At 75.0% G+C, this 14,373-nt stretch carries 13 protein-coding genes; 10 read left to right on the top strand and 3 right to left on the bottom strand.

From position 1 onward, the window contains the following. Positions 1–130 precede the first annotated feature (130 nt). The 3 genes from ACFV4G_RS40335 to ACFV4G_RS40325 are packed head-to-tail and all read left to right on the top strand — an operon-like array spanning position 131 to position 3,004. A complete protein-coding gene (locus ACFV4G_RS40335) occupies positions 131–1,267 on the top strand; it encodes a DUF6183 family protein (RefSeq protein WP_380448051.1) in 1,137 nt (378 codons plus the stop codon). A 3-nt stretch (positions 1,268–1,270) separates the two neighbouring features. Continuing rightward, positions 1,271–1,615, top strand: coding sequence for a hypothetical protein (locus ACFV4G_RS40330; RefSeq protein ID WP_380448049.1), 345 nt, complete (start codon positions 1,271–1,273; stop codon positions 1,613–1,615). A 45-nt stretch (positions 1,616–1,660) separates the two neighbouring features. Next, the gene (locus ACFV4G_RS40325) at positions 1,661–3,004 is read left to right on the top strand and encodes a PQQ-binding-like beta-propeller repeat protein (RefSeq protein WP_380448047.1); all 1,344 of its coding nucleotides are present in this window, start codon (positions 1,661–1,663) and stop codon (positions 3,002–3,004) included. Between the two features lie 47 nt (positions 3,005–3,051). Here the strand turns inward: ACFV4G_RS40325 and ACFV4G_RS40320 are convergent, their stop codons facing one another. Beyond that, positions 3,052–6,015 (bottom strand): acyltransferase domain-containing protein, encoded by a 2,964-nt coding sequence (locus ACFV4G_RS40320; RefSeq protein ID WP_380448045.1) that lies wholly within the window; start codon positions 6,013–6,015, stop codon positions 3,052–3,054. A 195-nt stretch (positions 6,016–6,210) separates the two neighbouring features. Here ACFV4G_RS40320 and ACFV4G_RS40315 point away from each other — a divergent pair, with 195 nt between their 5' ends. Continuing rightward, complete coding sequence (locus tag ACFV4G_RS40315) at positions 6,211–6,849, top strand: TMEM175 family protein (protein ID WP_380448043.1); 639 nt, start codon at positions 6,211–6,213, stop codon at positions 6,847–6,849. An 8-nt stretch (positions 6,850–6,857) separates the two neighbouring features. Here the strand turns inward: ACFV4G_RS40315 and ACFV4G_RS40310 are convergent, their stop codons facing one another. Then, positions 6,858–8,672, bottom strand: a complete 1,815-nt coding sequence (locus tag ACFV4G_RS40310) for a DUF1003 domain-containing protein (protein ID WP_380448041.1) — start codon at positions 8,670–8,672, stop codon at positions 6,858–6,860. Positions 8,673–8,816: 144 nt separating this feature from the next. Here ACFV4G_RS40310 and ACFV4G_RS40305 point away from each other — a divergent pair, with 144 nt between their 5' ends. Both ACFV4G_RS40305 and ACFV4G_RS40300 read left to right on the top strand, forming a co-directional pair. Continuing rightward, positions 8,817–9,491: a DUF4937 domain-containing protein gene (locus ACFV4G_RS40305; RefSeq protein WP_380448039.1), complete on the top strand. Its 675-nt coding sequence runs from the start codon at positions 8,817–8,819 to the stop codon at positions 9,489–9,491. A 73-nt stretch (positions 9,492–9,564) separates the two neighbouring features. Then, positions 9,565–10,272 (top strand): DUF4937 domain-containing protein, encoded by a 708-nt coding sequence (locus tag ACFV4G_RS40300; RefSeq protein WP_380448038.1) that lies wholly within the window; start codon positions 9,565–9,567, stop codon positions 10,270–10,272. A 69-nt stretch (positions 10,273–10,341) separates the two neighbouring features. Here the strand turns inward: ACFV4G_RS40300 and ACFV4G_RS40295 are convergent, their stop codons facing one another. After that, on the bottom strand, positions 10,342–10,878 hold the full coding sequence (locus ACFV4G_RS40295) for an NUDIX hydrolase family protein (protein WP_380448036.1): 537 nt from the start codon (positions 10,876–10,878) through the stop codon (positions 10,342–10,344). A gap of 292 nt (positions 10,879–11,170) precedes the next feature. Here ACFV4G_RS40295 and ACFV4G_RS40290 point away from each other — a divergent pair, with 292 nt between their 5' ends. The 4 genes from ACFV4G_RS40290 to ACFV4G_RS40275 form a co-directional block, all read left to right on the top strand. Continuing rightward, positions 11,171–12,118 (top strand): hypothetical protein, encoded by a 948-nt coding sequence (locus ACFV4G_RS40290; RefSeq protein ID WP_380448034.1) that lies wholly within the window; start codon positions 11,171–11,173, stop codon positions 12,116–12,118. Between the two features lie 89 nt (positions 12,119–12,207). After that, positions 12,208–12,759 carry a GNAT family N-acetyltransferase gene (locus tag ACFV4G_RS40285; protein WP_380448032.1) on the top strand — a complete coding sequence of 184 codons (552 nt, stop codon included), beginning with the start codon at positions 12,208–12,210 and terminating at the stop codon, positions 12,757–12,759. A gap of 76 nt (positions 12,760–12,835) precedes the next feature. After that, a complete protein-coding gene (locus tag ACFV4G_RS40280) occupies positions 12,836–13,420 on the top strand; it encodes a cysteine hydrolase family protein (protein ID WP_380448030.1) in 585 nt (194 codons plus the stop codon). Then, the coding region (locus ACFV4G_RS40275; protein WP_380448028.1) for a GlxA family transcriptional regulator at positions 13,417–14,373 on the top strand (957 nt) is incomplete at its 3' end. The genes ACFV4G_RS40280 and ACFV4G_RS40275, both read left to right, overlap by 4 nt.

Below are 14,373 nucleotides of genomic sequence, written 5' to 3'. Positions count from 1 at the left end.
TGGGAGCCACCAACGTTCTACGGGCAGGGCTTGTCCGTCGCAACGCCCGCCAGGGTTAGCGAGAAGCCCCCGGCTTCAGCCGGGGGAGGAGTCACCTGACCGCTCCCACCGGGGCGGTACGCTCGCCCGCGTGCGGAACACGATCGAACAGCTGGTCGACGGCCTCGCCGGCAGCGTCATCATCGGGGGCGTCCTCGACCTCGCCGACGAGCACCTCCGGCGCGGCGACGCGGACTTCGTCGCGGAGCTCACCGCGGCGGTCCACGCGCGCTACGGCGCGCGTGCGAAGGGCACCGAGCACCACTACCTCTTCTCCCTGCTCCTGTGGAGGCTCGCCACCACCCACCGGCGCGACGCCATCGCCCACGCCCTTCGGCTGGGCTTCGCCGACCTGTCGCCCACCAAGCGGCCCGAGCGCAGGGCCGCCGCCGTGCTCGCCGCCAACCAGTCCCCGCGCGACCTCGCCCAGGTCTTCGCTCCGGGCGAGGCCGCGTACGGGGACACCCCCGACGAGCTGCGGGCCTGCCTCGTCCACGAGCTGGTGCTCCGCCGCTCCACGCCCCCGCCGGAGGCCGTCGAGTGGGCGGCGAACTCACCGTTCTGGCAGAGCCATCCGCTCGCCTGGCTGCCCTGGTCGCTCTCCCCGCTGGAGGGCACGCCGCAGCTGACCCGCTACTGGCTGGGCGGCGGAGGGGGCGGCATCGGGTACGGCCTGCCCGAGGGGCGCGAGCTGCCGAACGACCCCGCGCCCGTCCCGGCGGTGCGCGCCAACGACCTCGACTTCGCCCTGACCACCGCCGTCGACCGCTGGGACGGGCGCCACAACGGCCGGGTCGAGGCCGGGATCCACGTCACCGACGCCCCCGTCGACGCCGACGCCCTCCACCCGATGCTGGCCTCGCTCCCGCTGGACTGCCTCGACGGCCTGACCGGCGCCAGGAACCTCGCCGTCGTCGCGACCACCCCCGCCGAGGCGTGGCGCCAGCTCTTCGCCGCGGCCTCCACCGGCGGCGGCCGCGAGGACGAGTGGTGGTACGGCGCACACGGCCGGCTCGCCGCCTGGCGGTCCCTGGCCGCCCTGGCCGGCGCCCCCGGCGACGCGACGCCCGCCGAGGTCGAACGGCGGGTCGCCACCTGCGCCTGGTACGGCTTCCGGGCCTGGACGGACTGGTTCAACTGCGACCTGTGGGACCTCGGCCTCGCGACCCTCTCCCCCGACCGCACCCGCCTCACCGTCCTCGCGGCCACCGACTACAACGGCGGCTGAGCCGTGCCCGCACCCGAATGGTCCGGCCGGCTCGGCCGCCTGCGCGCCGAGCTCCGCACGGCCGACGACGGCCGCCGGGTGCTCACCGTCGGCGACCGGCAGGTGGTCGTGCGGCCCGACGCCGCCGTCCGGCACCGCGGCGGCCTGCTGCACCACCGGATCACCGTCGAGCAGCCCGGCGAACCGGTCTTCACCATCCGCTACCGGCCCTCCTGGCACGCCCGGCTCGGGCCGCTGCCGGACGCGACCCACGACCGCTGGGCCGCCGAATCCGACGACCCCGGGCTCGAACCGACCGCACGACTGGGGGGCACCGACGACTGGGTGGACGACCGGGCCGATACTTGACCGTCAGGTTCTTCGTCGGGTTCGAGGCGTTTCGGGGGAAAGCCGATGATCAACGATGCCGTCCCGCTGTCCGTCGACCACGACGCGGCGTCAGGGCTGTGGACCGTCACCGCGCCCAAGGACAGCCTCGGCCCGATCGCCGTCGCCGACGGGCAGGTGCTCGTCCCGTTCGACGGGCGGATGACCGCGTTCGACGCCCGCGACGGCGGGATGCTCTGGCGGAGCCCGCACCCGCTCGGCGGGACCGGGCTCCGGCTCGCGACGGCCTTCACCACGGCCGGGCAGCACGTCGTCGTGCCGAGCCGCAATCCGAGCCCGCACGGCACCGATCCGATCGGCCTCACCTGCCTCCGCCGCACCGACGGCGCGCTCGCCTGGATCCGGGACGCCGCCCCGCTCTCCGGCTACCTCGCGGACGGCCGCACGCTCGTCCTCTGGCAGAGCCACCCCGACGCGCCGCGCCACGTCACCGCCGTCGACCTCGTGGACGGCCGCCGCCTGTGGCGGCACGACTACGTGGACTTCGGGAGCGTCCTGCTGACACAGGGCCGGGTGATCGTCACCGTCGGGACCCAACGACGCCACTACACCCGCGCCTACGACGCCCGCAGCGGCAAACAGCTGTGGCGCACCACCATGAACCGCTACCCGGCCCGCCTGCACCTCGTCGCCGCCGATCACCTGCCCGGGCCGGTCGTCTTCACCGCGCACCCGCGCAGGGACACCGTGCAGTGGTTCGACCCCGCCACCGGCACCGCACTCGGCTCCCTCACCACGGGGTACCCCTCCACTCGCTGGCGCGGCGCCGGGACGGACGGCGAGGTGCCCTCGGCGGCCTGGGCCCGGGTCGACGACCGCCGGGTGGCACACCTCCGGCCACTCGGAGAGATCGGAGAGGTCGGAGGGATCGGACAGGGACGGGTGCGGACCTTCTTCTCCCTGCGGCGGCCCCTGCACCTCTCGGACCCGCAGGTCGTCGAGGTAGCCGGCAGGCTCTACACGACCGTCCGGCTGGACGGGACGCACGACGACCCGGCCGCGATCCGCGGGGAGCGGATCGTCTCGGCCCGGCTCGGCGGCCTCGGCGGGGACCGGTGGCTCACGGGGCTCCGCTGGCCGCTGAAGGTCCCGCGGCGCGAGCGCCGGAACTTCTACGCCCACCTCGTCCCGGCACCCGGATGCCTCTACGCGCTGCTGATCCACCGCGCGGCGTGGGCCGTCGTCGCCGTCCGGGGCGGCCGGGTGCTCTGGCGGCGCGGCTCGCGGGCCACACCGCCCGTCCCGCTCGGCGACCGGGTGCTCCTGCTCGACGACTGCGGCGAGCACGACCACCTGCGGCTGGTCGACGGCCGGACGGGCGCCACGACGAGGCCCTGCCCACGCAAGTGAAGCCCGGCGACAGTGAAGCCCGGCGAGAGTGAAGCCCGGCGGGCACGCTACTCGACGGACTCCGCCGGCCGGCACCGCTGCCGCCGCCGGAACGGGTACGTCGGCAGGTCGACCCGGCGCGCGCCGGGCGGGAGCATCGGCGTCCAGTCCACCGGGGCGCCCCGGACGAACGCCTCCGCGAGCGAGCGGGCGAACCGTTCCCGGCCGCCCTCGCCGCGCGCCAGCGTGCCGCACACCACGGACGCTCCGGCGGCCACGCCCGCGTCGGCCAGCGTCGCCCCGATCGCCGTCGTCATCACCGGGTGCGCGCTGACCTCCACGAAGCCGGTGAACCCCTGGGCCGCCAGCGCCCGCACGGCCGGGTCGAGCAGCACCGGTTCGCGCAGGTTGCGGTACCAGTACCCGGCGTCGACCGGGCCGGCCACCCACGCCCCGTCGACGGTCGAGAACCACGGCACTGCCGGCGTCAACGCCCTCACATCGCCCAGGAGTTCGGCGATGTCGCGCTCGACCCCGACCACCTGCGCGGTGTGCGACGCGTAGTCGACCGGGACCATCCGCACGTCGATGCCGCGCCCCACCAGCTCGGCGTGGAAGGCGCCGAGCGCCGAGCTCTCCCCGCCCACCACCGTGCGCTCCGGCCCGTTGACCGCGCCGACCTCGACGCCGTCCCCGCACGCGCGGATCCAGTCCCGCACCCGGCCCTCGGGCAGCGGCACCGACACCATGCCGCCCCGGCCGGCCAGCCGGTCGCCGATGGCGCGGCTGCGCAGCGCGACCGTCCGGGCGGCGTCCTCCAGGGACAGCGCGCCCGCGACGCAGGCCGCCGCGATCTCGCCCTGCGAGTGGCCCAGCACGGCCGCGGGGCGGACCCCGTACGCCTCCCACAGGGCCGCGAGCGAGACCATCACCGCGAACGTCACCGGCTGGGCGATGTCCACGCGCTCCACCGGCGGTGCGCCGCCGACACCGTGCACGACGTCCACGAGCGACCAGTCCACGTGCGGGGCCAGCGCCCGCCCGCACTGCGCCATCCGCTCCGCGAACACCGGCTCGTCGTGCCACAACTCCCGCCCCATGCCCGCCCATTGGCTGCCCTGGCCGGGGAAGACGAAGACCACGCCGTCGTCCCGGCGGCCCGGTGGCGCGGCACCGGCGACGAGACCGGGCGCCGCGCCGCCCTCGGCCAGCGCCCGCAGGGCCGCGCGGACGGCGTCCGAGTCGGCCGTCGCCACGACGGCCCGGTGCTCGAACAGGGCCCGCCCCGCGAGGAGCGAGAGCGCCGCGTCCTGCGGGCGCACGCCGCCGTCCAGCGCATCGGCCAGCCGCCCGGCCTGCGCCGCCAGCGCCCCCGGCGTCCGCGCGGACACCACGAGCGGGGCGAAGCCGGCCGACTCGCCTTCCACCCGGGGCGCTTGCGGCACCTGCTCCAGGAGGCCGTCCCGAGCCGCCCGCCGCGGGACGGTCCGGGGCGCGGCCGCCAGCAGCAACCGCAGGGCGGTCGGGTCCGCCGTCCCGGCGCCGTTGCGCGGGATCGCGTCGACGAGGTGCAGCCGCACCGGGAGCGCGTGCGGTGCGAGGCGCCCGGCGCCGAACTCCCGCACCGCGTCGAGCGTCGGGGCGCTCCCCGGCTCCGCGACGGCCACCAGGGCGACGGCCGCGCCCTGCCCGTCGTGCGGCGCGCCGACGGCGGCGAGCTCCCGCAGGCCGGGGCAGCCGGTGAGCGCGCGCTCGACCTCGGCCGGGTGGACCGTCCCGCCGTCCCGGACGAGCGCGTTCGCCAGCCGGTCGACCAGGTACAGGCAGCCGTCGGCGTCCAGCCGGCCGAGGTCCCCGGTGCGGAACCAGCCGTCGTCGTCCCGCAGGGCCTCCTCGCCGAGCCAGTAGCCCGGCGAGACGTGCTTCCCGCTCACCCACACCTCGCCGGGCTCGTCCGGCCCGGACACGTCCGCGCCCGAGTCCGGGTCGACGATCCGCAGCCGGGTGAACGGCATCGGCCGGCCCGCCGAGCCCGCCTTCGCGACGGTGAGCTCCGGCGGCAGGTAGGAGGCGAAGGACGCCGTCTCCGTGAGCCCCCACGCCTGTTGCAGCATCACCCCGCGCGCCGCGTAGTCGAGGACCAGCCGCGCGGGCACCGGGGCGCCCGCCACGACGGCGCAGCGCAGCGCGGACAGGTCGGCGGCGGCGAAGCCGGGCAGGCGGGCGAGCGCCGCGTACATCGAGGGGGCGGCGAAGAACGTGTTGACCCTCAGCTCGACGAGGTCGCACAGGGTCCGCTGCGGGTCGAAGCGGCGCCGGACGACGGTGGTGCCGCCGTGGCCGAGGCTGCGCAGGGTGAAGCAGGCGAGCCCGCCGACGTGGGACAGCGGGGTGACGACCAGGTTGACGTCCTCCTCGCGCGTGACCATCGCCGCGTCGACGTTGGCACCGCTCCACCAGAGGTTGCCGTGGGTGATCCTGACGGCCTTCGGGCGGCCCGTGGTGCCCGCGGTGTGGAGCAGGACGGCGAGGTCGTCGGCGTCCAGGGGCACCGGTTCGCGCGGCGGCTGCGTGGCGGCGGCGAGCGCGGCGGCGAGCGGCGTCCAGTGCGGACCGGGTACGTCCGTCAGGGGCGCGGCAGGGTCGTCGTCGATGAGCAGCAGGCGCGTACCCGGCGCAGGGCCGACCAGTGGCGCGCGCCCCGGCTCGGCGACGACGGTGTGCGCCCCGCAGTCGCGCAGCACCTCTCTGGTCTCCGCCGCGCCGAGCCGGTGGTCCACCGGGACGAAGGCGGCGCCCAGCCAGCCGCAGGCCAGGTAGGTGGTGAGCAGCGTCGGGCTGTTGAGCCCCAGGTAGGCGACCCGCCGCCCGGCCGTCACCCCGCCCGCGGCGAGCACCTCGGCGAGGCGGCCCGCGCGGTCCAGCAGTTCCGGGTAGCCGACCGCGGATTCCTCGTAGTGCAGGGCGGGGCCGCCGAGGGGGCGGGCGGCCGCACGGCGCAACGCGTCGATCGGGGTGATCTCCAGGTGCATGGCTCGTCCTCCTGTGGTGCGGGGGCGGTCAGGCGCACGCACCGTGGTCGGGTGTGCGATCTCTATCAGATGTGACTCACCGTGACCACCGCCACCCGAAAAGTATGGAGAGCTGGTAAATCAGGCCGCCGCATCGCACCCGGCGCCACGGCGTTGCGCCGCCGGGTGCCCGCGCCCGGCTGGGATCCTCGCCCGGTGGAGACGGTGGAGCCGGCGCGGCCGGTGGCGACGACGGACACGGGCCGGGTCGAGGCGTTCAGCGACGGGGTGTTCGCGATCGCGATCACGCTGCTGATCCTGGAGATCAAGGTCCCGCAGGGCCACGGCGCGGCCGAGCTGTGGCGGGCGCTCGGCGCGCAGTGGCCGTCCTACTTCGCGTACGCGGTGAGCTTCCTGGTGATCGGGGTCATCTGGGTCAACCACCACACGCTGTTCGTGCACCTGGCCCGGGTGGACCGCACGCTGGTGTTCGTCAACCTGCTCCTGCTCATGCTGGTCTCGGCGCTGCCGTTCCCGACCGCGCTGGTCGCGCAGAACCTGCGCAACGGCTCGGCCGCGAACGTCGCCGCGGCGGTGTACGGCGGGGTGATGGTCGGGCACGCCGTGCTGTTCTCACTGTTCTGGAACCACGCGACGCGCACCGGCCACTGCTTCGACGCGCGGGTCGACATCGCGGCGGCCCGGGCCGCCCGGTGGCGGTTCGAGGTGGGCATGGTCGTCTACCCGCTCACCGTCGGCCTGGCGTTCCTGTCCGCACCCGCGGCCCTCGCCGTCCACGGACTGCTGGCCGTCTACTACGCGTTCAACCAGGTCAAGGTGCCGACGCTGCCCTGAGACAGGCCCTACGACTTCCGCTTCCGCCGCACCAGCGACACCGCCGGTTCGGGCCGGTCGAGTTCGGTGGCCGTGCGCACGGCCTCCATCGCCCGCAGTTCGGTGGGCACCCGGGGCCGGGCGCCGAGGCCGAAGAAGCCGCCCTCGTTGTTGGCGTCGGCGACGACCGTGGCGATCTCCAGCAGGAACTCCCGGAACCCGTCGACCTCGTCGGGGGCGACCCTCGCGACGATCCGCGTCGCCTCGCGGATCACCGCCAGCGCGGGCCGCTCGTAGTCGGCGTAGCGCGTCGCGGGCTGGAGCCCGGTGTCGAAGGTCGACGACGCGGCCAGCTCCCGCACGAAGCGGCGCGGGTGGGTCACGCCGGCCTCGCGCAGCAGCTTGACCAGCGCGATGATCTCCTCCGCGTCGGCGACGCCCTCGGCGAGCGCCACCAGCACGCCGGCGGCCATCAGGGACCGGCCCAGCGTCGCCCACTCCTCGGGCGTGAAGTCCGGCTCGCCCGGCCCGTCGGCGCCGTGGCCGGTGCGCAGCACCTGGAAGCCGACGTCGGCGAGCACGGCGGGCAGGCGGCGCACCGAAGCGACCGTCCGCGCGCGGGCGTTCGGGGACAGCTCCGCCCACGGCACCTGCTCGGCGTCCCGGCCGTCCCGCTGGCCCGGCAGCGCGCCCGGGCCGAGGACGGCGGGCGCGCTCAGCCCGTGCTCGTGCTCCAGCCGGGCGAGGACCTCCGCCTCCTCCTCGGTGAAGTCGACGGGCGGCGGGCCGTCGGCGCCCGGCGGCTGCTCGGAGGTCGGCACCATCAGGCAGCCGACGGCGGCCAGCCGGTCGCCGAGCCGCCGCGCCTGGCGGCGGTTGGCCTGCCGGAGCTCCTCCGGCAGCTCGTCCCAGGGCAGCAGCCCCGGCCCGCTGCCGGGCTCCCGGCCGTCCTCGACGGCGGCCTCCAGGCGGCTCTGGTGGATGGCCCGCGCCAGGTGCTTGGTGACCTGGGCGCTGGTGTAGTCGGCGAGGCTGTCGATGACGCGGTCCTGCGCCTCCAGGCGCGCCTTCATCCGGCGGCACTCGTGCAGGACGGCCTCGGCGTCCAGCAGCGTCTGCTCGGCGCGGCGGTCGCCGGCCCGGCCGATGACGTCCTGTCCGACCATGATGACGATCATGAACACCAGCTGGGCGAGGGTGGACAGGAAGCTCATGAACGCGAATGGGTACGGGTCGAAGGTCTGGAGGCCGGACTCGGCCATCCCGATCCACACCACCTGCGTGCCCGCGGCGACGTAGAACGCCCACATGCTGCCCAGCCGTCCGGTCAGCCACGCGGCGATCCGCCCGTTGACCGTGGTCGCCTGGTCGATCGCCTGCGGCGGGTGCTGCACGCGGTGGCGCTCGATCCACGGGTGGCGGCTGGTCTCCAGCAGGCTGACGCCGCGCCCGAGCGCGAGGTCGTGCCGGTCCAGGTGCGCCTGGAGGTCGGCGACCCGCTCGAAGATCGCCTCGGCGCTCTCGTAGGTCTGCACCGCCCGCCGGTCCGCCGCCATCCCGAGCACCCGCTGGCCGACCAGGATCACCAGGCAGAGCACCAGTTGGACGACGTTGTCGAGGAACAGCAGGAACGCGAACGGGTACGGGTCGAGCGTGTGCAGCGGCCCCCAGGTCGCGAGCGCCATCCATCCGCCGACGATCGCCAGTGTCACGTACAGTGCGGGCATCGAGCCCACCACGCGGGTCAGCGCGGCCGCGAACGCCCCGTTGAACCCGACCTGTTCGTACGCCATCGCCACCGGCTGCTGCCGCGGCGCCTCCGGCCCCGCACCGACCGCACTCACGTCCACTCCTCACGCAGATTGCCGAGGACGCACTGAACCCGTTTCCGGACGCTCTGTCAACGTCCTTTCTACGGACCGTGATTCCGTGTCGGCCGGAACCCCGGAGGCTGGCACCGGTCCGGCCCGACCACCGATGATGGCCCCATGTGGATCAAGTGGATCAACTGCCGCGTGCTGCCCGGCGGACGGGAAGACTTCGCGGACGCGCAGCGCGAATGGGCGGCCATCGCGGACCAGCCGGGGCTGGTCGGGCAGGTCGGGGGCTGGGAGGCCGGCGGCGAGCGGGCGCACGTGCTCGGCGTCTGGGCCGGCGAGGAGGCCTACACCGCCTTCATGGCGGTGCGCCACGACGAGATCGTCACGGCGGCGTCCGCCGAGCGGTCCGGGCGTCGCGACGGGGAAGGACCCGAGCCGGGGAGCTGGCAGGTGACCTCGGTGACGACCGGCGCCTCCGTCCTCGACATCCCGGGGGAGGCCGCCGGCCTGGACGACGCGCTCGCCCGCGGCACCGCCCTGCGCGTCGCCGACTGCCACCTCCACCCGGGCCGCGCCGAGCACTTCCTCGACGCCCAGCGACGCGTCTGGAACCCGGCCATGGCGACGGCCGGCGGCATGCTCGCCGGCGCCGTCACCCGCCTCGCGGACGACCGGTACCTCGTCGCGACGCTGTGGACGGGCGCGGACGCCCACCAGCGCTACGCGGAGCGGGACGTGGCCGCCCTGCGCGCACGCGCGGGCGTCGCCGCGGACGTCCGCGCGCTGACCGGGCTGGCCCTGCCGCTCGAAGCCGACTGGCAGGTCCTGCCCGGCCTCGGATGAGCCGTCGGCTCGGACAGCCGGCCGGCGCGGGCCGCTTGACGCCGGCCGGGCGCGACCGCCGATGATGGTCCGCATGTGGATCAAGTGGAGGGACTGCCACGTCCGGCCGGAGGCACTGGAGCGCTACCGGAGCGGGCGGAGCGAGTGGACGGCGCTCCCGGGCCACCCGGGGCTGGTCGGGCAGGTCAGCGCCCGGGAGCCGGACGGCCCGCGCGCGTGCGTGCTGGACGTCTGGGCCGACGAGGCCGCATACCTCGACTTCAGGGACGAGCGCAACGCCGCCATCGACGCCGACCAAATGGGCTACGCCCGCTTCCGCATGAGCGAACCCGCCGAGGACGAGCCGACACCGGAACAGCGGTACGCGGTGCTGGAGAACGCGGCCGGCCCCACCGTCCTCGACATCCCGGGGGAGGCCGCCGACCTGCACGAGGCCCTGACGCGCGGCACCGTGCTGCGCGTCGACGACTGCCGCCTCCACCCCGGCCGCGAAGAGCACTTCCTCGCCGCCCTGCGCTCGGCCTGGGATCCGGCGTCGGCCGCGGCCGGCGGCCTGCTCGGGGGCGTGGTCGCCCGCGTCGCCCCGGACGTCTTCCGCGACCGCGAACACCACCTCGTCGTGACGCTCTGGGCCGACCCGGACGCCCACCGGCGGTACGCCGAGGCCGACGTAGCCGCTCCGGGCGCCCGCGCCGACCGCACCGCCGACGTCCGGGAGCGGACCGGGCTGGTCCTGCCGGTCGAGTCCGACTGGCAGGACCTGCCCCGCGTCTGGTTCTGATGCGCCGGCTCCGCCGACCTCACGAACCCGGCAACAAGCCTTCAATCCCCGAAAGAAGCGTTTCCGCCGTCAGCTCAGGCAGCCGACGTGCGCCAGCGCCCGCTTGAGCAGGACCCCCTGACCACCCGGCATGTCCTGCTGCACCAGCGGCGAGGCGGCCTCCGCCGGGCTGAACCAGACCAGGTCGAGCGCGTCCTGGCGCGGCCGGCAGTCGCCGGAGACGGGCACGACGTAGGCGAGCGACACGGCGTGCTGACGGGGGTCGTGGAACTCGGTGATGCCGAGCGTCGGGAAGTACTCGGCGACGGTGAACGGCTGCAGCGAGGCCGGGATCCGTGGCAGCGCCACCGGCCCGAGGTCCTTCTCCAGGTGCCGCAGCAGCGCGTCGCGGATCCGCTCGTGGTGCAGCACGCGCCCGGACACCAGCGTGCGGCTGACCGTCCCGTCCGGCCCGATCCGCAGCAGCAGCCCGATCTGGGTGACCTCCCCGGACTCGTCGACCCGCACCGGCACAGCCTCGACGTACAGGATCGGCATCTGCGCCCGGGTCGTTTCGAGCTCCTCGGGCGCGAGCCAGCCCGGCGTGGTTTCCGTGATGTCAGACATTGCTTGATCGTACGATCCCCGGACGGCCGGACGACGGCTGCCCCGCCCGGTGATGACCGTCCGTCACCGGCCGCCCGGCCCAGGCGGCCCGCCCGGGCGCCGTCCAAACCCGCCCGACGGCTAGAACCGCACGAGAGTTTGGCATAGGCACGGCAAAGCCTTCGCGCCGCCGCTCCCGCACGTCTGGACGGACGCCGCCCGAACTGGTGAGGTGTCGGGGCTCCATCCGAACACCCTTCCGCACGCAGGCAGTTCGCCCCGCCCTCACACCCTCACATCCGGGAGCAGACGCATGCGCACAACCTTCAAGGCCGCCGCCCACACCCTCGCGGCGCTGGCCCTGGCGGCCTTCGGGACCACCTCGCTGGCCACCGGCGCCCAGGCGGCGCAACCCGCCACCGCCGCCGCCCACTTCGGCCTCAAGCCGCTCGACCCCGCCGCGGCCGCCTCGCAGCGCGCGGTCACGGCCGCGTCCGACACCCTGTCGGTCGGGTCCAGCGCGAGCCAGGGCGTGGTCTCCCCCACCCCGAAGGTCTACCTGGTCTTCTGGGGCACCCAGTGGTCGTCCGACCCGGCCGGGGTCGCGACCGACATGCAGAACATGTTCAAGGGCCTCTACGGCGCCAAGGACACCTGGGGCACCATCCTCGACCAGTACTGCGAGGGCGTCCCCAAGGGCACGGTGACCTGCGGCACCAAGGGCGTCCACGTCAACCACCCGACCACCTCGCCGTTGGCCGGGGTCTGGTTCGACAAGTCCGCCGCCGCGCCGGCCAACGCGACGGCCGCGCAGATCGCCGCCGAGGCCGGCAAGGCCGCCGCGCACTTCGGCAACACCACCCAGGCGCCGAACCTCAACGCCCAGTACGTCGTGCTCTCCCCCACCAAGACGCACCCGGACGGCTTCCCCAACTCCGGCTTCTGCGCCTGGCACGACTTCACCTCCACGTCGTACGGCAAGCTCGCCTACACCAACCTGCCGTACATCCCCGACAACGGCGCGGGCGCCTGCACGACCTTCACCGACGGCCGCCTGCTCTCGGGCATCGAGTCCACCGAGACCCACGAGTACGCGGAGACCGTCACCGACTTCTGGCCCAGCATCGGCTGGAACGGCGGCGGCGGCGAGATCGGCGACGCGTGCGTCCAGCTCGACGCATACGTGACGCTGAGCACCGGCACCTTCGACCTCCAGGGCCTGTGGTCGAACAGCGCCAACAAGTGCGTGACGCACGGCTGACGCGTCCCACCCCTCGCCACGGCCCTCCCGGACCGCACCCGCCCGAATTCGGGGTGCGCGGCCCGGGAGGGCCGTGGCATCCTCCGGAGATGAGCCTGCCCGAACCGGTGATCGACCTGAACGACGGCCTGCTGCTGCGCACCTTCCGCGGCCAGGCCGACCTCCCCGAGCTCTTCCGCGTCATCGAGGAGTCGCTGGAGCACCTGCGCCCGTTCATGCCGTGGGTGGCCGGGCACAGCCTGGAGTCCACCACCGACTTCCTGGCCCGCCGCGAGGAGCAGTGGGCGAACGACAACCACACCTACGCGATCGTGCAGGACGGCTCCATCGTCGGCGCCTGCTCGCTGTACCGGCGCGAGGACTCCCCCGACGAGGGCCGCGAGATCGGCTACTGGCTGCACCCGGCCGCGACCGGCCGCGGCATCGCCACCCGGGCCACGCGCGCCCTGGTCGAGCAGGCGTTCCGGCTGCCCGGCGTCGAGTACGTCGAGGTCTGCCACGACCCGGCCAACCTGGCCAGCGGCGCGATCCCGGCCCGGCTCGGCTTCACCGAGCACCGCCGCCTGCCCGTCGAGCCCGTCGCCCCGGCCGAGACCGGCGAGGACCTGTTCTGGCGCCTGACCCGCCCGGAAGCCCGGTAGCGCATGACCGGATCGTTCCGCATCGGGGCCCGATGGTGTCTACGCGCGGGCCCCCGCCGAGCGCCATGATCGAGGCATGAAGAACGCACTCCTCGTCATCGACGTCCAGGAATCCTTCCGGCAGCGCGAGAACTGGGCCGCCGTTTCCAACCCCGCGATCGTCGAGCGGGTCAACGAGCTCGTCGAGCACGCCCGCGGCCGCGGCGACCTCGTCGTCTGGGTCCTGCACTCCGAGCCCGGCACCGGCACGGTCTTCGACCCGGCCCGCGGCTTCGTCCGCCTCATCGACGGCCTGGCGCCCGCCGAGGGCGAGCCCGTCGTCACCAAGACCTCGCACAACGCGTTCACCACGACCAACCTCCAGCAGGTGCTCACCCAGCACGGCGTCGGCGGCGTCGTCGTCAGCGGCATCCGCACCGAGCAGTGCTGCGAGACCACCACCCGGGTCGCCGCCGACCTCGGCTACGAGGTCGTCTTCGTCACCGACGCCACCGCCACCCACCCCATCGAGCACCGCGACGCCCCCGCCGCGCGCAGCCTCGCCGAGGTCCTCGCCGACCCGCGCACCCTCTCGACGGACGACATCATCGCCCGCACCGAGTACGCTCTGGCCGGCCGCTTCGCCACCGTCACCACCGTCAAGGAGCTGACCGGATCGTGACCCGAGTCGTCTTCCTGCTCGTCCCCCACGTACACCTGCTGGACCTCGCCGGGCCCGCCCAGGTGTTCTCCACCGCGGCCGACCACGGCCTCGGCTACGAGAGCGCGTACGTGGCCGAGCAGGAGGACGTCCCCACGGCGCAGGGCATCGCGCTGCGGGCCGCCACCGCGTGGCCGGAGCTGTCACCCGGGGACCTCCTGGTGGTCCCCGGCTGGCGGTCGGTCACGCTGCGGCAGAACGGCGCGCTGAGCGCGGCCACGCTGGAGCGGCTGGCCGCGCACCACGCCGCCGGCGGGACGGTGGCCAGCGTGTGCGCCGGCGCCGACGCGCTCGGCCGCGCCGGGCTGCTGGACGGCCGGCGGTGCACCACCCACCACGACCTCCAGGAGGAGCTCGCCCAGCGCTACCGGCGGGCGAGCGTCGTGCGCGACGTGCTCTACGTCGTCGACGACCGGGTCGTGACCTCGGCCGGGATCGCCAGCGGCATCGACCTCGCGCTGCACCTCGTGGCCGTGCGGAACGGCCCGGCGGCGGCCGCCCGGATCGCCCGCGAGATGGTCGTCTACGCCCGGCGCAACGGCGACGAGCGGCAGGCCAGCGCGATGCTGCGGCACCGCGGCCACCTCGTCGACGCCGTCCACCGCGCCCAGGACCTCATCGACGCCCGCTTCGACACCCGGCTCGGCCTCACCGACCTCGCCGCCGCCTCCGGTGTCAGCGAACGCACCCTCACCCGGCACTTCACCGAGGCCACCGGCCGCACCCCGCTGCGCTACCAACAGGAGCTGCGCGTCGAGCGCGCGGAACACCTCATCGCCCACGGTGCGACCACCGAGACGGCCGCCCGCGCGGGCGGCGTCCAGGACGCCCGCATGCTGCGCCGCCTGCGCGCCCGCACCGGCCCGGGGGCCGGGGGGGGGGCGGGCGGCGGGGGGGCCGGGGCGCGGGCGGGC

Origin of the sequence: Kitasatospora sp. NPDC059747 (assembly GCF_042732955.1) — a bacterium.
Classification (GTDB): domain Bacteria; phylum Actinomycetota; class Actinomycetes; order Streptomycetales; family Streptomycetaceae; genus Kitasatospora.
This window is presented reverse-complemented; position numbering and strand designations above follow the sequence as displayed.

What these genes read in the sequence shown, in the direction of transcription:
- ACFV4G_RS40320 (WP_380448045.1), bottom strand. Translation starts at nt 6,015, where the DNA reads ATGCACCTGGAGATCACCCCGATCGACGCGTTGCGCCGTGCGGCCGCC.
- ACFV4G_RS40285 (WP_380448032.1), top strand. Translation starts at nt 12,208, where the DNA reads ATGAGCCTGCCCGAACCGGTGATCGACCTGAACGACGGCCTGCTGCTG.
- ACFV4G_RS40290 (WP_380448034.1), top strand. Translation starts at nt 11,171, where the DNA reads ATGCGCACAACCTTCAAGGCCGCCGCCCACACCCTCGCGGCGCTGGCC.
- ACFV4G_RS40300 (WP_380448038.1), top strand. Translation starts at nt 9,565, where the DNA reads ATGTGGATCAAGTGGAGGGACTGCCACGTCCGGCCGGAGGCACTGGAG.
- ACFV4G_RS40305 (WP_380448039.1), top strand. Translation starts at nt 8,817, where the DNA reads ATGTGGATCAAGTGGATCAACTGCCGCGTGCTGCCCGGCGGACGGGAA.
- ACFV4G_RS40295 (WP_380448036.1), bottom strand. Translation starts at nt 10,878, where the DNA reads ATGTCTGACATCACGGAAACCACGCCGGGCTGGCTCGCGCCCGAGGAG.
- ACFV4G_RS40325 (WP_380448047.1), top strand. Translation starts at nt 1,661, where the DNA reads ATGATCAACGATGCCGTCCCGCTGTCCGTCGACCACGACGCGGCGTCA.
- ACFV4G_RS40280 (WP_380448030.1), top strand. Translation starts at nt 12,836, where the DNA reads ATGAAGAACGCACTCCTCGTCATCGACGTCCAGGAATCCTTCCGGCAG.